23 protein-coding genes are annotated in these 20,396 nt (G+C 71.9%); 14 read left to right on the forward strand and 9 right to left on the reverse strand.

Translation table 11 applies throughout. The annotated features are described in order from the left end of the window. Positions 1 to 86: 86 nt before the first annotated feature. On the forward strand, positions 87 to 491 hold the full coding sequence (locus AB0B20_RS23350) for a hypothetical protein (RefSeq protein WP_357473382.1): 405 nt from the start codon (positions 87 to 89) through the stop codon (positions 489 to 491). 95 nt (positions 492 to 586) lie between these two features. On the opposite strand, the gene AB0B20_RS23355 is transcribed toward AB0B20_RS23350, so the two are convergent. Genes AB0B20_RS23355 through AB0B20_RS23365 form a run of 3 tightly spaced genes read right to left on the reverse strand, consistent with a single transcriptional unit; the run spans position 587 to position 1,677 of the window. Further along, a complete protein-coding gene (locus AB0B20_RS23355; RefSeq protein ID WP_357384319.1) occupies positions 587 to 922 on the reverse strand; it encodes a YnfA family protein in 336 nt (111 codons plus the stop codon). Between the two features lie 3 nt (positions 923 to 925). After that, positions 926 to 1,348, reverse strand: coding sequence for a MerR family transcriptional regulator (locus tag AB0B20_RS23360; RefSeq protein ID WP_357473385.1), 423 nt, complete (start codon positions 1,346 to 1,348; stop codon positions 926 to 928). Further along, entirely contained in the window at positions 1,348 to 1,677 is a 330-nt protein-coding gene (locus tag AB0B20_RS23365) for a hypothetical protein (protein ID WP_357384323.1), read from the reverse strand. Before AB0B20_RS23365 ends, AB0B20_RS23360 begins: the two co-directional genes overlap by 1 nt. 231 nt (positions 1,678 to 1,908) lie before the next feature. Between AB0B20_RS23365 and AB0B20_RS23370 the strand changes: the two genes are divergently transcribed. Next, complete coding sequence (locus AB0B20_RS23370) at positions 1,909 to 2,088, forward strand: hypothetical protein (protein WP_357384325.1); 180 nt, start codon at positions 1,909 to 1,911, stop codon at positions 2,086 to 2,088. Positions 2,089 to 2,099: 11 nt separating this feature from the next. Here AB0B20_RS23370 and AB0B20_RS23375 read toward each other — a convergent pair whose 3' ends face one another. Next, positions 2,100 to 2,372, reverse strand: coding sequence for a hypothetical protein (locus tag AB0B20_RS23375; protein ID WP_357473389.1), 273 nt, complete (start codon positions 2,370 to 2,372; stop codon positions 2,100 to 2,102). Between the two features lie 125 nt (positions 2,373 to 2,497). Between AB0B20_RS23375 and AB0B20_RS23380 the strand changes: the two genes are divergently transcribed. Then, a complete protein-coding gene (locus tag AB0B20_RS23380) occupies positions 2,498 to 3,241 on the forward strand; it encodes a neutral zinc metallopeptidase (RefSeq protein WP_357473392.1) in 744 nt (247 codons plus the stop codon). A gap of 115 nt (positions 3,242 to 3,356) precedes the next feature. After that, positions 3,357 to 3,995: an HAD family phosphatase gene (locus tag AB0B20_RS23385; RefSeq protein WP_357384329.1), complete on the forward strand. Its 639-nt coding sequence runs from the start codon at positions 3,357 to 3,359 to the stop codon at positions 3,993 to 3,995. Between the two features lie 52 nt (positions 3,996 to 4,047). Here the strand turns inward: AB0B20_RS23385 and AB0B20_RS23390 are convergent, their stop codons facing one another. From AB0B20_RS23390 to AB0B20_RS23405, 4 genes are all read right to left on the reverse strand, one after another. Next, positions 4,048 to 6,597, reverse strand: a complete 2,550-nt coding sequence (locus tag AB0B20_RS23390) for an FtsX-like permease family protein (RefSeq protein WP_357473395.1) — start codon at positions 6,595 to 6,597, stop codon at positions 4,048 to 4,050. Continuing rightward, positions 6,597 to 7,361: an ABC transporter ATP-binding protein gene (locus AB0B20_RS23395; protein WP_357473398.1), complete on the reverse strand. Its 765-nt coding sequence runs from the start codon at positions 7,359 to 7,361 to the stop codon at positions 6,597 to 6,599. Before AB0B20_RS23395 ends, AB0B20_RS23390 begins: the two co-directional genes overlap by 1 nt. A gap of 260 nt (positions 7,362 to 7,621) precedes the next feature. Then, a complete protein-coding gene (locus AB0B20_RS23400) occupies positions 7,622 to 8,305 on the reverse strand; it encodes a response regulator transcription factor (protein WP_357473401.1) in 684 nt (227 codons plus the stop codon). A 31-nt stretch (positions 8,306 to 8,336) separates the two neighbouring features. Next, the gene (locus AB0B20_RS23405) at positions 8,337 to 9,239 is read right to left on the reverse strand and encodes a PD-(D/E)XK nuclease family protein (RefSeq protein ID WP_357384644.1); all 903 of its coding nucleotides are present in this window, start codon (positions 9,237 to 9,239) and stop codon (positions 8,337 to 8,339) included. 222 nt (positions 9,240 to 9,461) lie between these two features. Here AB0B20_RS23405 and AB0B20_RS23410 point away from each other — a divergent pair, with 222 nt between their 5' ends. The 3 genes from AB0B20_RS23410 (at position 9,462) to AB0B20_RS23420 (ending at position 12,209) form a co-directional block, all read left to right on the forward strand. Then, positions 9,462 to 10,520: a M50 family metallopeptidase gene (locus AB0B20_RS23410; protein ID WP_357473527.1), complete on the forward strand. Its 1,059-nt coding sequence runs from the start codon at positions 9,462 to 9,464 to the stop codon at positions 10,518 to 10,520. Continuing rightward, the gene (locus AB0B20_RS23415; RefSeq protein ID WP_357473404.1) at positions 10,517 to 11,461 is read left to right on the forward strand and encodes a tRNA (adenine-N1)-methyltransferase; all 945 of its coding nucleotides are present in this window, start codon (positions 10,517 to 10,519) and stop codon (positions 11,459 to 11,461) included. Before AB0B20_RS23410 ends, AB0B20_RS23415 begins: the two co-directional genes overlap by 4 nt. Before the next feature lie 175 nt (positions 11,462 to 11,636). Then, positions 11,637 to 12,209 carry a hypothetical protein gene (locus AB0B20_RS23420; protein ID WP_357384339.1) on the forward strand — a complete coding sequence of 191 codons (573 nt, stop codon included), beginning with the start codon at positions 11,637 to 11,639 and terminating at the stop codon, positions 12,207 to 12,209. A gap of 79 nt (positions 12,210 to 12,288) precedes the next feature. Here the strand turns inward: AB0B20_RS23420 and AB0B20_RS23425 are convergent, their stop codons facing one another. Then, positions 12,289 to 12,582 (reverse strand): ferredoxin, encoded by a 294-nt coding sequence (locus AB0B20_RS23425; protein WP_013286103.1) that lies wholly within the window; start codon positions 12,580 to 12,582, stop codon positions 12,289 to 12,291. Between the two features lie 177 nt (positions 12,583 to 12,759). Between AB0B20_RS23425 and arc the strand changes: the two genes are divergently transcribed. The 7 genes from arc to pafA all read left to right on the forward strand — a co-directional run bounded on the left by arc (position 12,760) and on the right by pafA (position 20,365). After that, positions 12,760 to 14,541, forward strand: coding sequence for a proteasome ATPase (gene arc / locus AB0B20_RS23430; protein ID WP_357473407.1), 1,782 nt, complete (start codon positions 12,760 to 12,762; stop codon positions 14,539 to 14,541). Positions 14,542 to 14,706: 165 nt separating this feature from the next. Beyond that, positions 14,707 to 16,224 (forward strand): depupylase/deamidase Dop, encoded by a 1,518-nt coding sequence (gene dop, locus AB0B20_RS23435; protein WP_357384343.1) that lies wholly within the window; start codon positions 14,707 to 14,709, stop codon positions 16,222 to 16,224. Positions 16,225 to 16,331: 107 nt separating this feature from the next. After that, positions 16,332 to 16,538 (forward strand): ubiquitin-like protein Pup, encoded by a 207-nt coding sequence (locus AB0B20_RS23440; RefSeq protein WP_357384345.1) that lies wholly within the window; start codon positions 16,332 to 16,334, stop codon positions 16,536 to 16,538. A 191-nt stretch (positions 16,539 to 16,729) separates the two neighbouring features. Further along, positions 16,730 to 17,212, forward strand: a complete 483-nt coding sequence (locus AB0B20_RS23445; RefSeq protein ID WP_357384347.1) for an endonuclease VII domain-containing protein — start codon at positions 16,730 to 16,732, stop codon at positions 17,210 to 17,212. Next, positions 17,131 to 17,970, forward strand: coding sequence for a proteasome subunit beta (gene prcB, locus AB0B20_RS23450; RefSeq protein ID WP_357384349.1), 840 nt, complete (start codon positions 17,131 to 17,133; stop codon positions 17,968 to 17,970). Before AB0B20_RS23445 ends, prcB begins: the two co-directional genes overlap by 82 nt. 55 nt (positions 17,971 to 18,025) lie before the next feature. After that, on the forward strand, positions 18,026 to 18,859 hold the full coding sequence (gene prcA, locus AB0B20_RS23455) for a proteasome subunit alpha (protein ID WP_357384351.1): 834 nt from the start codon (positions 18,026 to 18,028) through the stop codon (positions 18,857 to 18,859). 147 nt (positions 18,860 to 19,006) lie between these two features. Next, positions 19,007 to 20,365 (forward strand): Pup--protein ligase, encoded by a 1,359-nt coding sequence (gene pafA, locus AB0B20_RS23460; protein ID WP_013286109.1) that lies wholly within the window; start codon positions 19,007 to 19,009, stop codon positions 20,363 to 20,365. Positions 20,366 to 20,396: the final 31 nt, after the last annotated feature.

The raw sequence follows: 20,396 nt of genomic DNA on the forward strand, positions 1-20,396 counted from the left end.
TGGTGCCCGTTCAGTCGCCGGCTCGGCCGGGGCAGTCAGACTGACGGAACGAGGGCGTGTGAGCGTCCCGGCGCGAGGAGTCCAAAGTGGCGAACTCCGGCCTTTCCTGTGTCGTCCGCACGATCGGAGGCGGCCTGCCGCCGTTGGCGGACTCGGATCTCGGCCCCCGGGCGACGTACTTCACGATCCTCGTCATGTCCGGTATGTACCTAGCCCCGATCGTCATGTTCGTCCTCGGAGCGTTCTGCGCCAGAGGCAGCCGACGCAGCCGCCGGATCAGCGCGGCTGCCGCGATCGTGATCGTCCTGTTCTACGCGTTGTCGCTGCTCGGCAGTGCCTTCACGTGGCCCGGACCGGAGCACCAGGGCGAACCGGGTGAGACTCTGTGGCTGATCGTGATCGGTTGCGGCGCCTTCCTGGTGATGCCCTGGCTCGTCGCGTTCGGCGGCGCCAAGGTGGCCGGCCGGCGTTCCGGAGCCACTGCCGAATAGCGGTCGGCCGGCGGGCGCTCCGGCGGAGGTGACAGGCGGTACTACGATTCGCCCATGCGGTTCTCGATCGAGATACGCCTGAGGGCGTTGGTACGTCAGCCCGTGCGCGGGGCGTACATGATGACGGCGACGCCGACCAGGCAGATGGCCGCGCCGACGAGGTCGTAGCGGTCGGGCCGGAACTTGTCGACCAGCATGCCCCAGGCGAGCGACCCGGCGACGAACACGCCGCCGTAGGCGGCGAGGATGCGGCCGAAGTTCGGGTCGGGCTGGAACGTGGCCACGAATCCGTAGGCGCCGAGCGCGACCACCCCGGCGGCGATCCAGAGCAGCCCGCGGTTCTCCCGCCAGCCCTGCCACACCAGCCAGGCGCCGCCGATCTCGGCGAGCGCGGCCAGCAGGAACAGCAGGATGGAACGAGCGACCGTCATGCGTCAGACCGTAGCGGGGCCGTGGTCGCGACCGGTGAAGGGCAGGGGGCAGTGCGGGCTTCCGGCGCAGGTGACCAGGTCGTCGCAGCCGGCCGAGACGGCGGCCCGGAGCGTGTCGCGGACGACGACGAGGTCCGCCAGCCGCCGCTCCACCTCGTCGAGCTTGTCCCGGGCCCGGGCCCGCAGGCCGGTGTCGCGCCGTCCGGCCGCGAGCAGGTCGGTGACCTCGGCGAGCGTGAAGCCGAGACGTTGCGCGGCCTTCACCACCCGCAGCAGGGTGACCGTCTCGGCCGGGTAGAGGCGATGCCCGCCCGGCGACCGCCGGGGCGCGGGGAGCAGCCCGCGCCGTTCGTAGTAGCGCAGAGTCTGCACGTTCACCCCGGCCGCGTCGGCGAGCCGGCCGCTGCGCAGCTCCGGCTCGCCCATCACCGGCCCCGCGCGGCCGTGGCCCGCCGGGCCAGGGCATCGAGTACGGCGACACGGCCCGCCGGGACCCGGATGTCGAGCGTCAGCGCGTCTGTGTCCGGGCGGGCGAGGTCGAATGTGAAGAAGGAGCAGCAGTCCGACTCGCGGGCGATCAGATCGCGGGCGACCGGTTCGGCGCGGCCGTCGAGGCGCAGTCGCAGATGCCCGGCGGAGAGCCGGTCGACGCCGCGCAGCGCGTCGTGGAACAGCCCGTCGAACTCGGCCAGCCGCAGCGGCCGGTCGTCGGTGGGCAGGGTGCAGGCGTCGGGCACCCAGGAGTCATCGGTCATGCCTCGACGGTAAGCCCGTACCGGGGTACCGGATGCAAGTGCCGGTCCACCCCTTTCCCGGCCTCGGCCTGCGGCGACGTCTGGAATACGGCTGTGCTCGCCGGTCCGGGGGGCTACCGTCACGAAAGTACGGGCCGACGCCGGGCCAGGCGCCGCGTCCACGCCCGAGCCGTCCCGTTGACGTGGCGGAAACGCCCGAGGGCGAGCATGGGTACGACGAAAGGGGCGGACATGACCGACGAGGTGACGTCGCAGGTCCCGCCGGAACCGGCGCCCGTGCTGAGCACGCCCGCCGGTGCCGCGCCGGCCGGGCCGCCGAGCAGCCTGGACCTGTGGGCCCGTGCCCAGGTGCTGCACCGCTGCTTCGGCGACGACGACGGCGAGCCGCACATCATGCGCGGCCTGGACTGACCGCCGTCCGGTCAGCGCACCGCCACACCGGCCCGCGCCAGCACCTCCCACCAGGACGCGAGGTCGGGGACCGGCTCGGCGCGGACCGCGTACTCGTCCAGCTGCCGCAGCTGTCCGGCGCTCGGTGCGGGTGAGACGGTGGCGCCCACGGCGACCAGGGCGTACCGGCTGCCACCGACGGTGAGCAGCATCGTGCCGAAGATCGTTCCCCGGGCCTCGGCCCGCTCGGCGGGGGCGGCGAACACCTCCGCGTCGCGCCGGTCGCGGGCGCGCAGCCGGCCCACGGCGCCAACCGTACCGTCACCGGCCCGGTGAACGTTTCCCGGCGGTGGTGCGTGAGAGCCGGTGAGCATCACCGGCGGCTGCCGGGGGTACTGCTGGGGAACACGGGTGCGACAGCCGGGAGGTCATGGTGGGGGACAGGGCGCGACGTCAGGGGCGCGGGCCGATCGCCGGACTGGTGGTGGCCGCGCTGGTGGCGGCCGGCTGCATGGCCGGCGGCTTCGACGAGGGGGAGCCGCGGCAGCCCGCGCCCCCGCGCGGCGCGCAGCCCGAGTCGCAGACCACCCGGGCGGACGGCACCACGAGCGTGGCCGAGTTCAAGCAGGACATCCAGGACGCCGTCCGGCTGGCCGAGCGCTACTGGGCGGAACAGTTCCGCGCCTCCGGCGAGCGGTTCACCCCGATCCGGCGGGTGGTGCCCTACACCCGGGAGGGCGAGGTGGCCTGTGCCGGGCAGGGGCTGCCGCGCAACAACGCGGTCTACTGCTCGGCGGGCGACTTCATCGCCTACGACGTGAACTGGTCGGTGGCGGCTTTCCGGCAGATCGGCGACGCGTTCCTGTTCTACCTGCTCGGCCACGAGTACGCCCACGGCATGCAGGTGCGGCTGGGCATCCGCTACAACTTCACCATCCAGCAGGAGCTGCAGGCCGACTGCATGGCCGGGGCGTACCTCGGGGACAGCGTGCGCTCCGGGGCGCTGGAGCTGGAGGACGGTGACCTGGAGGAGTTCAAGGAAGGGCTGCTGGCGGTCGGCGACGACCCCGACCAGCCCTGGTTCGCCGAGGGCTCGCACGGCACCGCCGAGCAGCGCAGCGAGTCGTTCTTCCGGGGGTACGAGAAGTCGCTGGGCGCCTGCGGCCTCGGGTGACGCCCGGATCACCGGAGATCGGGGACGGTGACGGGCACGCCGGACGCGGCTGGCAGGATCGGCGGGGTACGCGTACCGAAGGAGGCCCCCGCTGAGCAGCAAGCACCCCGCCGCCGTGCTCTTCGACATGGACGGCACCCTGGTCGACAGCGAGAAACTGTGGGACGTCGCGTTGCAGGAGCTGGCCGCCGTGTACGGCGGTGTCCTGTCCGACGACGCCCGCCGCGCGATCGTCGGCACCGGGATGGCCGACGCGATGCGGATCGTGCACGACGACCTGGGCCAGCCGGAGCGGGACGTGCGGGAAAGCGCCGACTGGATCAGCGCCCGGATCCTGGAGCTGTTCCGCACCGGGCTGCGCTGGCGTCCGGGCGCGCTGGCCCTGCTGCGGGCGGTACGCGACGCCGGCATCCCCACCGCGCTGGTCACCTCCAGCGGCCGGTCCCTGGTCGAGGTGGCCCTGGACACGCTGGGCCGGGACAGCTTCGACGCGGTGGTCTGCGGCGACGAGGTCGGCGCGGCAAAGCCGCACCCGGAGCCGTACCTGACCGCCGCGCGTCTGCTGGGCGTGCCGGTCGAGCGGTGCGTGGCGATCGAGGACTCACCGACCGGTGTGGCGAGCGCGCTCGCCGCCGGCGCGGCGGTGCTGGCCGTACCGGCCGAGGTGCCGCTGGCGCCCGCCGACGGCGTACACCAGGTGGAGAGCCTGCTCGGGGCGGACCTGGAGCTGCTCGCGGCCCTGCTGAGCCGTTAGGAAGGGCCCCTTCTTATGCACGAGGCGTTAAGAAGGGGCCCTTCCTTTCACGTCAGTCGTGGGCGATGGCGCCCAGGACGTTGATCCGCGCGGCGCGGATCGCCGGCAGCACCGCCGCGACCACGCCGATGATCGCGGCCAGGATCAGGAACGTCACCATCTGACCCCAGGGCAGGACCAGGTCGGTGATGCCCTCGTCCTTGAGCGCCTCGACCACCGCCGCGCCGAGACCGGTGCCGACCACCACGCCGAGCAGCGCGCCGAAGATGGAGATCACCACCGCCTCGACCGTGATCATGCGCATGGTCTGGGCGCGGCGCAGGCCGATGGCCCGCAGCAGGCCCAGCTCCCGGGTCCGTTCCAGCACCGACAGCGCGAGCGTGTTGATGATGCCCAGCACCGCGATCACGATGGCCAGCGCCAGCAGGATCTGGATCATCTGGAGCAGGGAGTCCAGCTGACCGGTCTGCTGCTCGATGAACCCGGCCCGGTCGGCCACCGACACCTCGGGGCTGTCCGCCAGCAGCCGCTCGATCTGCGGCTGCACCGCGTCCACCGACGTGCCGGGGGCGAGTTGCAGGAAGCCCTGGATCGGCTGCGGGATGGAGAAGTCCGCGGCGGCCTGCGGCGGCAGCGTCACCGGGTTGGTCAGCTGCGAACTCTCGTAGATGCCGCTGACCGTGTAGGTGCGGGCGTCGCCGCGGGACAGCTGCACCGGCACCGTCGAACCGACGGTGAGGTTGCGTGCCTTCGCGGTGTCGGAGCTGACCAGCATCTGGTCCGGCGCCAGCGTGCTGATGTCACCCGCGGTGGCCTTCGCCCCGAAGATCTGCTGCAGGGCGGCCACGTTGCTCGACACGGCCACCCAGGTCCGCTCGCCGCCGACCACCGCCATGTCGCCGTACTCGCCGTCGACCATCCGCACACCCGGGATCGCGGCGGCCTTCTCCAGCACCGCCGGGTCGAAGCTCGCCGGACGCGGCCCGGACGACGCGCCGGAGATCACCAGCTCCGCCTTGATGGTGTCCTCCGCGAGGGCGCCGATGCTGCCCTTTGCCGAGTCCAGGATCACCGTCACGCCGGTGACCAGGGCGATGCCCACCATCAGCGCGGCGGCGGTGATCGCGGTACGGCGCGGGTTGCGCCCCGAGTTGAGCCGGCCCAGCTTGCCCGGCACCGACCAGGAGAACATCGCGCCGAGCAGCGCGACCACCGGCCGGCTGATGATCGGCGTCAGCAGCGCCACCCCGATGAACGCGAACAGCACGCCGCCGAGGATGGTCGCCAGGGTGCTGTCGCCGGCGTGCCCGCCGAGGCCGAGGAACAGCAGCACCGCGCCGATGCCGGTGACCACCGCGCCGCCGACGGTGACCTTGGTGAGCGGCCGGTCCGGCGTGGCGACGTCCTGCATCGCGGCGATCGGCGGGATGCGCGAGGCGCGTACCGCCGGCAGCAGCGCGGCGATCACCGTGATCAGCATGCCGACCGCGAACGCGCCGATCACCGCCGAGGCCGGCACACCCAGGCCGGCCAGGGTCAGACCTCCGGCGAGCTGACCGAACAGGTACGCCAGCAGCGCGCCCACGCCGATGCCGGCGGCGAGCCCCAGCACCGAGGCGATCAGGCCGACCGCGAGGGCCTCCAGCACCACCGAGCCGATGACCTGCTTGCCGCTGGCCCCGATGGCCCGCATCAGGGCCAGCTCACGGGTGCGCTGGGCCACGATGATCGAGAACGTGTTGAGGATCAGGAACGTGCCGACCAGCAGCGCCACCGCGGCGAACCCGAGGAGGATCTTGTTGAAGAACGACAGCCCCTCCTTGAGGCCGGCCGAGGCGTCGGCGGCAAGTTGCTCGCCGGTCTTGACCTGGTAGTCGGCGCCCAGGGTGCGGGCCAACTCGCCGCGCAGCGCGGCCGGCGTGGTGCCGTCGGCGGCCTGGACGCTGACGTTGCTGAACACGTCCGGCTTGCCCAGCATCAGCTGCTGCGCCACCGGGGTGGTGAAGTAGACCTCGTTGGCGCCGCCGATCGAGTCCCGGCCGCCGCTGTAGCCGAACACGCCGACGAGCGTGAACTCCTTCTTCGGGGCCAGCGTCAGCACGCCGACCCGGTCGCCGACCTTGACCTTGCCCGCCTCGGCCAGCGCGGTGTTGATCACGATCTCGTCGTCGGCCTGCGGCGCGCGGCCCTCGCGGATCTCCACCAGGTCGCTCTCGCCGAGCCAGTTCTGGCCCAGCTGCGGCGGGCCGAACGAGGTGACCACCTTGCCGTTGCTGCCGATCATGCGGGCGCCGTCGGCGGCGACCACGCCCTCGGCGTCGGCGACGCCGGGCACCGCCTTGATCCGGTCGAGCACCGACGCCGGCATCGGGGTGCTCAGCGGCATGCCCTCCGCGGTGGAGACGTCGATCTTCGGTTTCGCCTCGACGCTGACGTCTACCTCGGCGTACGCGTCGGCGAAGACCGCGTCGAAGGACCGCCCGAGCGTGTCGGTGAGCACGAACGCGCCGGAGACGAACATGACGCCGAGCACCACCGCCAGCCCGGACAGCAGCAGGCGCAGCTTGCGCGCCAGCAGGCTCTTGAGTGTCGCCCGCAGCATCAGTTGCCCACCTCGACCGGGGCGTCCAGCTTCTTCATCGTGTCCAGCACCGTCTCGGCGGTCGGCTCGATCAGCTCCGAGACGATCTGCCCGTCGGCGAGGAAGACCACCCGGTCGGCGTACGCGGCGGCGGTCGGGTCGTGCGTGACCATGACGATGGTCTGGCCGTGCTCGCGGACCGAGTTGCGCAGGAACTTCAGCACGTCGGCGCCGGAGCGGGAGTCCAGGTTGCCGGTCGGCTCGTCCGCGAAGATCACCTCGGGGCGGGCGACGAGCGCCCGGGCGCAGGCGACGCGCTGCTGCTGGCCGCCGGAGAGCTGCGCCGGGCGGTGCCCGAGCCGCTCCCGCAGGCCGACCGTGTCGATCACCGTGTCGTACCAGGCCGGGTCCGGCTTGCGCCCGGCGATCGACAGCGGCAGCAGGATGTTCTCCTGCGCGGTGAGCGTGGGCAGCAGGTTGAACTGTTGGAAGATGAAGCCCACCTTGTCCCGGCGCAGCTTCGTCAGGCCCGCGTCGTTGAGGCCGGTCACCGTGGTGTCGCCGATGGACACGGTGCCCTTGGTCACCGTGTCCAGACCGGCGAGGCAGTGCATCAGTGTGGACTTGCCGGAGCCGGACGGCCCCATGATCGCGGTGAACCGGCCGCGTTCGAACTCGGCGGTCACCCCCCGCAGCGCGGCGACCTGTGCCTCGCCGCTGCCGTACACCTTCCACACGTCGTTCGCCCGGGCCGCGGCCTGCTCTCGGCCTACCGTCGCGGTCACGTCATCTACCTCTTCCGTATGTCGTTCTCATGCCGCACCGCCCCCGCTGGTCGGTGCGGCGGACTCCATCCTCGGGGCCGCACGGCCGAAAACCCTCCGACCTGGGGTGGAATCCGCGCCGAACTTCGGGTGAGGGTCGCCCCCCATCCGGGCTCAGGGTGACCCCTGACCGGCGGGTGTCGCCGACGTTAGGACCTGACCTGGCGTGATGGTCAACACATCGGCCCCCCCGCTGGTCACGGTAGGTGCCCCGCGCCACCTCACCCGCCGGGACGGACCAGGCCCGTCTCGTACGCGAGCACGACCGCCTGGACCCGGTCGCGCAACCGTAGCTTCGTCAGCACGTGCCCGACATGGGTTTTCACAGTGGTCTCACTGACCGACAGCACCCGGGCGATCTCCGCGTTCGACAGCCCGCGCGCCATGTGGGTGAGCACCTCGCGCTCCCGGTCGGTCAGCGGCGCCAGCGCCCGCGCCGGCGCGGCGGCCGGGTCCGGCAGCACCCGGGCGAAGCGGTCCAGCAGCCGGCGCAGGACGCGCGGGGAGATCACCGCGCCACCGGCGGCCACCGTGCGGATCGCGGCGACCAGGTCACCGGCCGGCACGTCCTTGGTCAGGAAGCCGGTCGCCCCGGCCCGCAGCGCCCCGACGACGTGGTCGTCCTGCTCGAACGTGGTGAGCACGAGCACCCGCACCGGCAGGCGGGCCGACACGATCGCCCGGGTGGCGGCCACCCCGTCCAGGCGGGGCATCCGGACGTCCATCAGCACCACGCCGGGCAGCAGCCGCCGGGACAGCTCCACCGCCTCCGCGCCGTCGCCGGCCTCACCCACCACGTCGAGGTCGTCCTCCGCGCCGAGCACCATCCGGAAGCCGGTACGCAGCAGCGGCTGGTCGTCGGCGAGCAGCACCCGCACCGGCCGGGACAGGGCGCCCTCGGTCATGCGTCCCCCTCCTCGTCCGGCGCGGCGGCGCTCACTCGTCGGCGCCGGGCGCCACCGGGCGGGAGCGGGCGTCCACGAGCGGGTCGGGCACGGCGGTGGCCACCGGGAACGGCGGCGGCGTGCCGCCGTAGCTCGGGCACAGCGCCTGGTGGTTGCACCAGTCGCACAGGCGGCTCGGCCGGGGACGGAAGTCCTGCCGGGCGGTGGCCTGCTCGATCGCCCGCCACAGCGCCACCACAGTGCGCTCGAAGCGCACCAGCTCGTCGGCGTCCGGCGCGTAGTCGCAGACCTCGGCGTCCTTGAGGTAGAGCAGGCGCAGCACCCGCGGCACCACGCCCCGGGTGCGCCACAGCACCAGGGCGTAGAACTTGAGCTGGAACAGCGCCCGCGCCTCGAACGCCTCGCGTGGCGCCCCGCCGGTCTTGTAGTCGACCACCCGCAGCGCGCCGTCCGGCGCGACGTCGAGCCGGTCGAGGTAGCCCCGGATGAGCAGCTCGTCGTCGACCACCGCGGAGATCAGCGCCTCGCGCTCGGCCGGCTCCAGCCGACGTGGGTCCTCCACCGCGAAGTAGCCGTCCAGCAGGGCCGTCGCCGACCGGAGGAACTCCTGCGGCCCGACGGGGTCGCCGTCGGCGAACAGCGTCGCCAGCTCCGGCTCCTCGGTGACCAGACGGTCCCACTGCGGGGCGACCAGGTCACCGGCCGACTCCGGGGTGCGCGCGGCGGCCGGCAGGTCGAATAGGCGCTCCAGCACGGCGTGCACGAGTGTGCCCCGGGCCTGCTCGACGGTCGGCCGCTCGGGCAGCCTGTCGATGCTGCGGAACCGGTAGAGCAGCGGGCAGGTCTTGAAGTCGGCCGCCCGCGACGGCGACAACGAGGCCCGCACGGTGACCGGCGCCGGTGCCGCCGTCTGGTCGCCGTGACTGTCGATCATCGGTTCCGCCGTCATGCCCGGAAGGTTAGGCCACGCGTGTGACAGGGGAGTGGCCGCCGCACCGGAACATGATCGGGTTCCGGTGCGGCGGTGCGCACCGCGACGGCCCGCTCCGCGCGCTCACGTAGCATCGGGCCGGTGCAGCAGCGGAGCCGAGGACCCCGCCGGCCGGGGCTCAGCCTCGGCCGGGTGCTCGGGGTGCCGTTGCGCGTCGACGCCTCGATGCTGCTTCTCACCGTCGTGGTCACGGTGCTGTACGCCGCGCTGGCCCGCCGACAGCTCGACCTCGGCCCGCTCGGCGGCTACCTGGTCGGTCTCGGCTTCGTGATCTCGCTGCTCGGCTCCGTGCTGCTGCACGAGCTGGGGCACGCGCTGACCGCACGCCGGTACGGCATCGGTGTGCGGGGGATCACGCTGGAACTGCTCGGCGGCTACACCGAGATGGACCGCGACGCCCCCAGCCCCCGGGTCGAGCTGCTGATCTCCCTGGCCGGGCCGGCCGTCTCCGCGGTGCTCGGCGCGGGCGCGGTCGCCGCCACCCTCGCCCTGCCCGCCGGCACGCTCGGCCACCAGCTCGCCTTCCAGCTCGCGGTCAGCAACGTGGTGGTGGCGATCTTCAACAGCCTGCCCGGGCTGCCGCTGGACGGCGGCCGGGCGCTGCGCGCCGCGGTGTGGGCGCTCACCCGCGACCGGCACCGCGGCACCGAGGTGGCCGGCTGGGTGGGCCGGGCCGTCGCGCTGGGCACACTCGCGCTGGTCGTGGTGCTCACCATGCGCCGGGCGCTCGCCCCGCTGGCGCTGCCGCTGCTGCTGCTCGTCGCGCTGACGCTGTGGCGCGGCGCCGGCCAGTCGATCCGGCTGGCCCGCATCGGCCGCCGGCTGCACCTGGTCGACCTGGCCCGGCTCGCCCGCCCGGTGCTCCCGGTGCCCGCCGGCACGCCGCTGGCCGAGGCGCAGCGCCGCCGCGACGAGGCGGGCAGCCCCGACGCGGCGCTCGGCGTGGTCGACTCGGCCGGCCGCACCGTCGCCCTGGTCGACCCGGCGCGCGTCGCCCGCGTACCCCCCGAACGCAGGCCGTGGGTCGCGGTGGACGAGGTGGCCCGCGACCTGTCCGCCGTGCCGGTCCTGCCGCTCGGGACCGACGGCGAGCGGGTGCTGGAGACCGTGCGCACCCACCCGGGCGCGCAGTACGTCGTGACGGCAGGCGAAGATGTGGTCGGCGTGCTGCACATCGCGGATCTCGCCCAGCTCCTGGAACCCGAACGGAAGACGAACACGTGACCGCAGAGATCTCCACCGTCCCGGCGCTGCCCCCGGTCCACCGAGGGCCGTTCCGGCCGGGCGACCGGGTCCAGCTGACCGACCCGAAGGGCCGGATGCACACCGTGACGCTGGAGCCCGGCAAGGAGTTCCACACCCACCGCGGGATCCTCAAGCACGACACCCTGATCGGCCTGCCCGACGGCAGCGTGGTCACCACCGCCGGCGGCGGCACCGCGTTCCTGGCCCTGCGGCCGCTGCTGTCGGACTACGTGCTGTCCATGCCGCGCGGGGCCCAGGTGATCTACCCGAAGGACTCGGCGCAGATCGTCGCCATGGGCGACATCTTCCCCGGCGCCAAGGTGCTGGAGGCCGGCGCCGGGTCCGGCGCGCTGTCCTGCTCGCTGCTGCGGGCCGTCGGCACCGAGGGCGAGCTGCACTCGTTCGAGGTGCGCGACGACTTCGCCCAGATCGCCCGGCGCAACGTCGAGGCGTTCTTCAACGGCCCGCACCCGGCCTGGAACCTGCACGTCGGCGACGTCGCCGACTGCGCCGAGACCGGCTTCGACCGGATCATCCTGGACATGCTCACCCCGTGGGAGATGCTCGACATGGTCGAGCGGGCGCTCGTGCCCGGCGGCGTGCTGATCGGCTACGTGGCCACCACGCCGCAGCTGTCCGAGCTGGTCGAGGCGCTGCGCGAGCGCGGCGGCTGGACCGAGCCGCGCGCCTGGGAGTCACTCGTGCGGGACTGGCACGCCGAGGGCCTGGCGGTCCGCCCGGACCACCGGATGATCGCCCACACCGCGTTCCTGGTCTCCGCGCGCAAGCTCGCCCCCGGCGTCACCGCGCCGCCGCGCCGGCGCAAGCCCAGCAAGGGCGCCGAGGCGTACGCGCAGCGCCGCGACGCCCTGCGCGCCGCGGCGGCGGCCCGCGCGGCGCAGGAGCCGGAGCAGTCCTGACCCCCGCCGCGCGGGCGCGCGCGCACGGGCGGATCATGTGTGCCGGTGGGGACGACACCGAAGCGGGTGGAGACGGTGGCATGAGCGAGCGGATCGGGGCGCGCGTCGGGCGGCGCGCCCGTGCCGGTGACCGGGACCGGTGGCAGTACGACGGCGCGGCCGGGCGGGAGGCGGCGTGAGCGATCCCGGCTACGGCAACGGTGACCTGCCCGCCGTCTTCCCGGACTGGTCCCCCTACAAGGACCTGGAATCGGCCGCGCGGGCGTACCTGCGCGACCCGGACATCGCGCTGGAGGCGCTCGACGGCGTGCTGCGCGGCGCGTCGGTGCTCGGCTTCACGCTGGAGCGCTTCGTCAACGAGGTCAACGGGGTGTGGCAGGAGGTCGTCGTCTGCGACGGCAGCCGGCTGGTGCTCTGGCACGGCGAGGACGTCCCGCCGGGGGAGGGGCCGCCCGGCGCGATGACCTCGTCGCTGCGGGTGGTACCGCTGTCCACCGTCACCGAGGTCGGCTGCCGGCGGCGGCTCATGCGCGCCGACAACGGCACCGTACGGGTCGACAGCATCGACGTGTACCTGCTGCTCAGCTCGCTGGACGAGGCGCCGCCCAGCGACGAGGTGGTGGGCGCGCCCCGGCACGACGCGCTGCGTTTCGGCAAGACCCTCGACGACGGCGGCGCGGGGCAGATCGCCCGGCTGGAGGAGTTCGCCCGGCTGGTCGCCTCGGTCGTCGGCCGGCCGTTGCTCTGAAGGCGGACACACGACAGGCGGACACACGACGGGCCGGGGACCACGTCCCCGGCCCGTCGCGTCCGTCTCCGTCTCAGTCTCAGTCCTCGGCCTCCGGGCCGGCCACCTCGACGCCGTCGCTGCCACGCACGACGTGGATGCACTCGCCCGGGCACTCCTTCGCCGAGTCGATCACCTCGAGGCGCAGGTGCTCCGGCACGTCCACCCGGGCGCCCGGGGCCTGCCGCAGCTCGCCGTCGGGCCCCTTGACGTACGCCAGGCCGTCGACGTCGAACTCGAAGACCTCCGGCGCGTACTGCACGCAGAGCCCGTCGCCGGTGCAGAGGTCCTGATCAACCCAGACCTGCAACTGGTCGGTCGCGACGTCGGTCACGAAGCACCCCCCATGTTCTCCCGTCCCACACTCCGACGGTACCCGAACGCCCGTACCCGCCCCGCGACCAGCCCTTCGCGATCAAGCTTCGGTGACGAGCGCGTTGCTGTGGACCGAATCGGGCTCATAGCGGCTAGTGTTAGCTCAGAACGTTCAAGCCCCCCGGGGAGGTGGGACGTGGCACGCAGCGACGACGCGGACTCGCGCGCCGCACGGTGGGAAAAGGAAGCCCACGATCTCTCCACGCAGGTCGCGTTCCTGCAAGAGGAACTCGCTCTGGTGCGGCGCAAGTTGACCGAAAGCCCCCGACACGTCCGGCAGCTCGAAGAGCGGCTGGCGGCCACCCAGGCACAGTTGGCGCGGCTGACCGAGAACAACGAACGGCTCGTGAGCACCCTCAAGGAGGCTCGCGCGCAGATCGTGACGCTCAAGGAGGAGATCGACCGTCTGGCCCAGCCGCCGAGTGGCTACGGCGTCTTCCTGGCCAAGCACGACGACGGCACGGTGGACGTGTTCACCGGCGGGCGCAAGCTCCGGGTGGCCGTCTCGCCCTCGCTGGAGGTCGACGAGCTGAGCCGCGGCCAGGAGGTCCTGCTCAACGACGCGCTCAACATCGTCGACGCGTTCGGCTACGAGCGGGTCGGCGAGGTGGTGATGCTCAAGGAGATCCTGGCGGGTCCCGAGGGCGCGCCGGGTGACCGGGCGCTCGTGGTCTCGCACTCCGACGAGGAGCGGATCGTGCACCTCGCCGAGACGCTGATCGGCAGCGCGATCCGGGCCGGCGACTCGCTCATGATCGAGCCCCGCTCGGCGTACGCGTACGAGCGGATCCCGAAGAGCGAGGTCGAGGAACTGGTCCTGGAGGAGGTGCCCGACGTCAACTACGAGGACATCGGTGGCCTCCAGGCGCAGATCGAGCAGATCCGCGACGCGGTGGAGCTGCCCTTCCTGCACTCGGACCTGTTCCGCGAGCACCAGCTCCGGCCGCCGAAGGGCATCCTGCTCTACGGCCCGCCAGGCTGCGGCAAGACGCTGATCGCCAAGGCGGTGGCCAACTCGCTGGCCAAGAAGATCGCCGAGCGGGAGGGCAAGGACCGGCACACCAGCTTCTTCCTCAACATCAAGGGTCCCGAGCTGCTCAACAAGTACGTCGGTGAGACAGAGCGGCACATCCGGCTGATCTTCCAGCGGGCGCGGGAGAAGGCCGGCGAGGGCACTCCGGTGATCGTGTTCTTCGACGAGATGGACTCCGTGTTCCGCACCCGCGGCTCCGGCGTCTCCTCCGACGTGGAGAACACCATCGTCCCGCAGCTGCTCAGCGAGATCGACGGCGTCGAGGGCCTGGAGAACGTCATCGTCATCGGCGCCTCCAACCGGGAAGACATGATCGACCCGGCGATCCTGCGTCCCGGCCGGCTCGACGTGAAGATCAAGATCGAGCGGCCGGACGCCGAGGCGGCGAAGGACATCTTCTCCAAGTACATCCTCGCCGGCCTGCCGCTGCACGCCGACGACCTGGCCGAACACGGCGGCGACGCCCAGGCCACCGTCGCGGCGATGATCGACGCGGTGGTCCTGCGGATGTACTCCGAGACCGAGGAGAACCGCTTCCTCGAGGTCACCTACGCCAACGGGGACAAGGAAGTCCTCTACTTCAAGGACTTCAACTCCGGCGCGATGATCCAGAACATCGTCGACCGGGGCAAGAAGATGGCCATCAAGGAGTTCCTCACCTCCGGACGCAAGGGACTGCGCCTGCAGCACCTGCTCGACGCCTGCGTCGACGAGTTCCGCGAGAACGAGGACCTGCCCAACACCACGAACCCCGACGACTGGGCCCGCATCTCCGGCAAGAAGGGCGAGCGGATCGTCTACATCCGCACGCTCGTCTCCGGCGGCAAGGGCACCGAGGCCGGACGGTCCATCGAGACCGCCAGCAACACCGGCCAATACCTGTAGTCCGGCCCTTCGACGGAGGCCCGCGGCGTACGCGCCGCGGGCCTCCGCGCGTGTCCGGGTGAGCCGCCACAACGGACCGGCGCTGCCGCGACGCCCCCTCGGCGCGTCACGCCGACTACGCTCGACATGACGGGGACCCCGACGGCGAGCGGAGCGGGTAGGTCGATGAGCGTCAGAAGGATCATGGGCACCGAGGTCGAGTACGGCATCTCCGTGCCCGGTCAGGCCGGAGCCAACCCGATGGTCACCTCCTCGCAGGTGGTGAACGCCTACGGGGCACGGCCGGAACTCAATCGGGGCGGCCGGGCCCGTTGGGACTACGAGGAGGAGTCGCCACTGCGCGACGCCCGCGGATTCACCTACTCCGGCGCCGCGTACGACCCGGCCGAGGCGCTCGCCGACGAGGACCTCGGGCTCGCCAACGTCATACTCACGAACGGCGCCCGGCTCTACGTCGACCACGCCCACCCGGAGTACTCCACACCCGAGGTGACGAACCCGCTGGACGTGGTGCGGTGGGACAAGGCGGGGGAGCGGGTGATGGCCGAGGCGGCCCGGCGGGCCGCGACCATACCGGGCACCCAGCCGATCCACCTCTACAAGAACAACACCGACAACAAGGGCGCCAGCTACGGCGCCCACGAGAACTACCTGATGCGTCGGCAGACGCCGTTCGCCGACATCGTGGCGTACCTGACGCCGTTCTTCGTCACCCGGCAGATCGTCTGCGGCGCCGGGCGGGTCGGCATCGGCCAGGACGGCGGCCAGAGCGGTTTCCAGATCTCCCAGCGGGCCGACTTCTTCGAGGTCGAGGTGGGCCTGGAGACGACGCTCAAGCGGCCCATCATCAACACCCGGGACGAGCCGCACGCCGACGCCGACAAGTACCGCCGGCTGCACGTCATCATCGGCGACGCCAACCTCTCCGAGATCTCCACGTTCCTCAAGGTCGGCACCACCTCGCTGATCCTCGCCATGATCGAGGAGAAGGCGCTCGGCGCGGACCTGGGCATCGCCGACCCGGTGGCCGAGCTGCGGGCGGTCAGCCACGACCCGTCGCTCAAGCACCTGATGCGGATGCGCGACGGCCGCAAGCTCACCGCGCTTGACGTGCAGTGGGCGTACCTGGACCGGGTGACCTCCTTTGTGGACGACCGCTACGGCAAGGACGTCGACGCGCAGACCGCCGACGTGCTGCGCCGCTGGGAGAGCGTGCTGGACCGGCTCGGCCGGGACGCCTTCGAGTGCGCCGACGAACTGGACTGGGTGGCCAAGCTGCGGCTGCTGGAGGGCTACCGGGAGCGGGAGAAGCTCGCCTGGGGCTCGCACAAGCTGCAACTGGTCGACCTCCAGTACTCCGACGTGCGGCCGGAGAAGGGCCTCTACCACCGCCTGGTGCAGCGCGGCTCGATGAAGACGCTGCTCACCGACGAGCAGACGCGCACCGCGATGACCGAGCCGCCGGAGGACACCCGGGCCTACTTCCGGGGCCGCTGCCTGGACCGGTACGCCTCCGAGGTGGTCGCCGCGAGCTGGGACTCGGTCATCTTCGACGTGGGCCGGGAGTCGCTGGTCCGGGTGCCGATGATGGAGCCGGAGCGGGGCACGCGCGCGCATGTCGGGGAGCTGTTCGACCGCTGCGAGAGCGCCAAGGATCTGCTGGAGACGCTCACCGGCGGGTGACCATGATGCCGGAAGGCCCGCCGGGTGCCGGAAACGGGCACGCGGCGGGTCTTTCGTCGCTCCCGCGAGGTAAGTTGATCGCAGGCGATCGTGGAGGAGGCACCACCATGGCGACGCAAGAGGGTGGGCAGACCCAGTCCGGCAAGTCCCGCGAGGAGGTCGAGGAGGTCACCGCGGAGGTCAACCCCGAGGTGGCCGAGCGGCACGCCGAGATCACCGAGGACGTCGACGACCTGCTCGACGAGATCGACTCCGTCCTGGAGGAGAACGCAGAGGAGTTCGTGAGGGGATATGTGCAGAAGGGGGGTCAATAAGGCTTATGTCCGATTTGCCGGAGGCGTCGGACAAGCTTTGCCCCCAGTGCCGCCGAACGCGGCCGACGTCGGCGTTTCACCGTAATCGCCGTCGCCCGGACGGGCTGGCGTTCTACTGCACGACGTGTGCCGCTGCCCGCTCGGAGGCGAGTCGCCGCAAGCGGGGGATCGCCCCGCAGCGAAGGGCTGCCGTGCCGGTGGCGGACGGCCTCAAGTGGTGCCCCGACTGCGAACAGATCAAGCCCGTCGACGACTTCCCGCGGACGACCAACGCCAGCGGCCGGCACAGCTACTGCAAGCCGTGCCACATGGCCCGCGGCAACGGGAGCAAGCAGCGGCTCTACGGCGGCAATCGCGGGTACCACCTGCGTCGCCGTTACGGGGCCGGGGAGAAGGAGTACCAGGAGCTCCTGGCCGAGCAGGGCGGTGTCTGCGCGGTCTGCCGGCGCCCCGATCCGGAACATCTGGACCACGATCATCGCACCGGATGGGTGCGCGGGATACTCTGCTTCAACTGCAACGGTGGTCTTGGTCAGTTCAAGGACAACCCCGACGTCCTGGCCAGGGCGATCACGTACCTGAGAGGAACCACGTGGCAGCGGGTTTTGATCCATCCGGGCGTCTTCCAGATGTGTTCACCAACGCGGGGACGTCCTCCTTCACAGCGTTCCTGAGCAAGGTGGCCCCCGAGATGCTGCCCGGCCGTCGGCCGCTGCCGCCCGGCATGGCCGCCGACATGGCGCCGCACGCGACCACCATCGTGGCCATCGCGGCCGCCGGTGGTGTGGTCATGGCCGGCGACCGGCGGGCCACGATGGGCAACCTGATCGCCCAGCGCGACATCGAGAAGGTGCACCCGGCCGACGCGTACTCGCTTGTGGGCATCGCGGGCACCGCCGGCATCGGCATCGAGCTGATGCGACTGTTCCAGGTGGAGCTGGAGCACTACGAGAAGATCGAGGGCGCGATGCTCTCGCTCGACGGCAAGGCCAACCGGCTCGCCTCGATGATCCGCGGCAACCTGGGCGCGGCCATGCAGGGCCTCGCCGTGATCCCGCTGTTCGCCGGGTTCGACCTGGCCGCGAGCGACCCGGCCCGGGCCGGGCGGATCTTCAGCTTCGACGTGACCGGCGGCCCGTACGAGGAGACCGGCTACGACGCCATCGGCTCCGGCTCGCTGTTCGCCAAGTCCGCGCTGAAGAAGCGGTTCCGGACCGGCCTGTCGGTCGAGGACGCGACGCGGCTGGCGGTCGAGGCGCTGTACGACGCGGCGGACGACGACACCGCCACCGGCGGTCCCGACCTGACCCGGCGGATCTACCCGGTGGTGATGACCGCTACCGCCGAGGGCACCCACCGGCTCACCGACGCCGAGACGGCGGCGATCGCGGAGGCCGTGGTGTCCGGCCGGATGGAGAACCCCGGCGGCTGAGTCCGCTCCGCACCGTCCACCGAGTCAGCAGTCCCGCAGAAGGAGAACCGCCGCCGTGGCCATGCAGTTCTACGCCTCGCCCGAGCAGATCATGCGCGACCGCTCCGAGCTGGCCCGTAAGGGCATCGCCCGGGGCCGCAGCGCGGTGGTCCTGAGCTACGCGGGCGGGGTGCTCTTCGTCGCCGAGAACTTGTCCAGCACGCTGCACAAGGTCAGCGAGATCTACGACCGGATCGGCTTCGCCGCGGTCGGCCGGTACAACGAGTTCGAGAACCTGCGCCGCGCGGGCGTGCGGATGGCCGACCTCAACGGGCTCAGCTACGACCGCCGGGACGTGACCGGCCTGGCGCTGGCGAACGCGTACGCGCAGACGCTGGGCGCGATCTTCACCGAGCAGTCCAAGCCGTTCGAGGTGGAGATCTGCGTGGCCGAGGTGGGCGCCACGCCCGAGGACGACTCCCTCTACCGGGTGACCTACGACGGTTCGGTGAACGACGAGCCGGGCCGGATGGCGATGGGCGGCCAGGCCGAGGCGATCAGCGGGGTGCTGAAGAACGAGCACCGGCCGGAGATGTCGCTGTCGGAGGCGGTCCGCGCCGCGATGAAGGCGCTGAGCAGCGTCGGCGGCGAGGGCGGGGCGGCCCGCACGATCGCCGCGAACCAGCTGGAGGTGGCGGTCCTGGACCGGCGCCGGGTGGGCCGTACGTTCCGGCGGATCACCGGTGCGGCACTCACCGCGCTGCTGGAGGGCGACGCCGAGGCCGACACCGCGCCGGCGCCGGGCCGGGCGAAGACGCCGGCCGCGCCGACGGAGGAGGCGAAGAAGCCGACCACGTCGGCGGGTTCGGCCGATCTGGAGGGCAACGCGGAGGACAAGCCCGCCGAGTGACGTCCGCTTGCGGACCCCGCCACCTCGCCGAGGTGGCGGGGTCTTTCGCGTACGAGGGGCGCCACCGCGCCGATCCGTGCGGGGCAGATCGCAAGCGGCGAACGTCGGCGGTGCCCATCGAGGGCTCCGGGCGGCTAATGTCTCATCATGGAGCGGCGAATCTTCGGCCTCGAAACCGAGTACGGCGTCACCTGCACCTATCGCGGGCAACGCCGACTGTCCCCCGACGAGGTCGCGCGGTACCTGTTCCGGCGGGTGGTGTCGTGGGGCCGGTCGAGCAACGTGTTCCTCCGCAACGGCGCCCGCCTCTATCTCGACGTCGGCTCGCACCCGGAGTACGCGACCCCGGAGTGCGACTCGGTGACCGACCTGGTGGCGCACGACCGGGCCGGTGAACGGATCCTGGAAGGGCTGCTCGTCGACGCGGAGAAGCGGCTGCACGACGAGGGCATCGCGGGCGAGATCTACCTGTTCAAGAACAACACCGACTCGGCCGGCAACTCGTACGGCTGCCACGAGAACTACCTGGTGTCCCGGCACGGCGAGTTCGGCCGGCTGGCCGACGTGCTCATCCCGTTCCTGGTCACCCGGCAGTTGATCTGCGGCGCGGGCAAGGTGCTGCAGACGCCGCGCGGCGCGGTCTACTGCCTGTCGCAGCGGGCCGAGCACATCTGGGAGGGTGTCTCCTCGGCGACCACCCGCAGCCGGCCGATCATCAACACCCGGGACGAGCCGCACGCGGACGCCGAGCGCTACCGGCGGCTGCACGTCATCGTCGGCGACTCGAACATGAACGAGGTCACCACACTGCTGAAGGTCGGCACGGCCGACATCGTGCTGCGGATGATCGAGGCCGGCGTGGTGATGCGCGACCTCACGCTGGAGAACCCGATCCGGGCGATCCGCGAGGTGTCGCACGACATCACCGGCCGGCGCAAGGTCCGGCTGGCCTCCGGCAAGGAGGTCTCGGCGCTGGAGATCCAGCAGGAATACCTGGCCAAGGCGACGGAGTTCGTAGAGCGCCGGGGCGGCGACCAGACCGCGAAGCGGGTGGTCGACCTGTGGGGCCGGGTGCTGCGCGCGGTCGAGACCGGCGACCTGGACCCGGTGGCGCGGGAGATCGACTGGGTCACCAAGCTGAAGCTGATCGAGCGTTACCAGCGCAAGCACGACCTGCCGCTGTCGCACCCGCGGGTGGCACAGATGGATCTGGCCTACCACGACCTGCGACGCGGCCGCGGCCTGTACGGGCTGCTGGAGCGCCGTCGCGAGGTGGACCGGGTGGCGACCGATCCGGAGATCTTCGAGGCGAAGGAGACGCCGCCGCAGACCACCCGGGCGCGGCTGCGCGGCGAGTTCATCCGGCACGCCCAGGAGAAGCGGCGGGACTTCACCGTGGACTGGGTGCACCTGAAGCTGAACGACCAGGCGCAGCGCACGGTGCTGTGCAAGGACCCGTTCCGGGCGTACGACGAGCGGGTGGAGCGCCTGATCGCGAGCATGTGATCGTCACGGGCGGCCGGTGCCCGGCACCGGC

It is taken from the genome of Micromonospora sp. NPDC049151 (assembly GCF_040648395.1).
Taxonomy (GTDB): domain Bacteria; phylum Actinomycetota; class Actinomycetes; order Mycobacteriales; family Micromonosporaceae; genus Micromonospora.

Excerpts from the sequence above, each read along its gene's own strand:
- AB0B20_RS23355 (WP_357384319.1), bottom strand. The coding sequence starts at position 922 with ATGACGGTCGCTCGTTCCATCCTGCTGTTCCTGCTGGCCGCGCTCGCC.
- AB0B20_RS23410 (WP_357473527.1), top strand. The coding sequence starts at position 9,462 with ATGCTGCTTCTCACCGTCGTGGTCACGGTGCTGTACGCCGCGCTGGCC.
- AB0B20_RS23360 (WP_357473385.1), bottom strand. The coding sequence starts at position 1,348 with ATGGGCGAGCCGGAGCTGCGCAGCGGCCGGCTCGCCGACGCGGCCGGG.
- AB0B20_RS23390 (WP_357473395.1), bottom strand. The coding sequence starts at position 6,597 with ATGCTGCGGGCGACACTCAAGAGCCTGCTGGCGCGCAAGCTGCGCCTG.
- AB0B20_RS23400 (WP_357473401.1), bottom strand. The coding sequence starts at position 8,305 with ATGACCGAGGGCGCCCTGTCCCGGCCGGTGCGGGTGCTGCTCGCCGAC.
- AB0B20_RS23440 (WP_357384345.1), top strand. The coding sequence starts at position 16,332 with ATGGCGACGCAAGAGGGTGGGCAGACCCAGTCCGGCAAGTCCCGCGAG.
- AB0B20_RS23370 (WP_357384325.1), top strand. The coding sequence starts at position 1,909 with ATGACCGACGAGGTGACGTCGCAGGTCCCGCCGGAACCGGCGCCCGTG.
- pafA (WP_013286109.1), top strand. The coding sequence starts at position 19,007 with ATGGAGCGGCGAATCTTCGGCCTCGAAACCGAGTACGGCGTCACCTGC.
- dop (WP_357384343.1), top strand. The coding sequence starts at position 14,707 with ATGAGCGTCAGAAGGATCATGGGCACCGAGGTCGAGTACGGCATCTCC.
- AB0B20_RS23405 (WP_357384644.1), bottom strand. The coding sequence starts at position 9,239 with ATGATCGACAGTCACGGCGACCAGACGGCGGCACCGGCGCCGGTCACC.
- AB0B20_RS23380 (WP_357473392.1), top strand. The coding sequence starts at position 2,498 with ATGGTGGGGGACAGGGCGCGACGTCAGGGGCGCGGGCCGATCGCCGGA.
- AB0B20_RS23365 (WP_357384323.1), bottom strand. The coding sequence starts at position 1,677 with ATGACCGATGACTCCTGGGTGCCCGACGCCTGCACCCTGCCCACCGAC.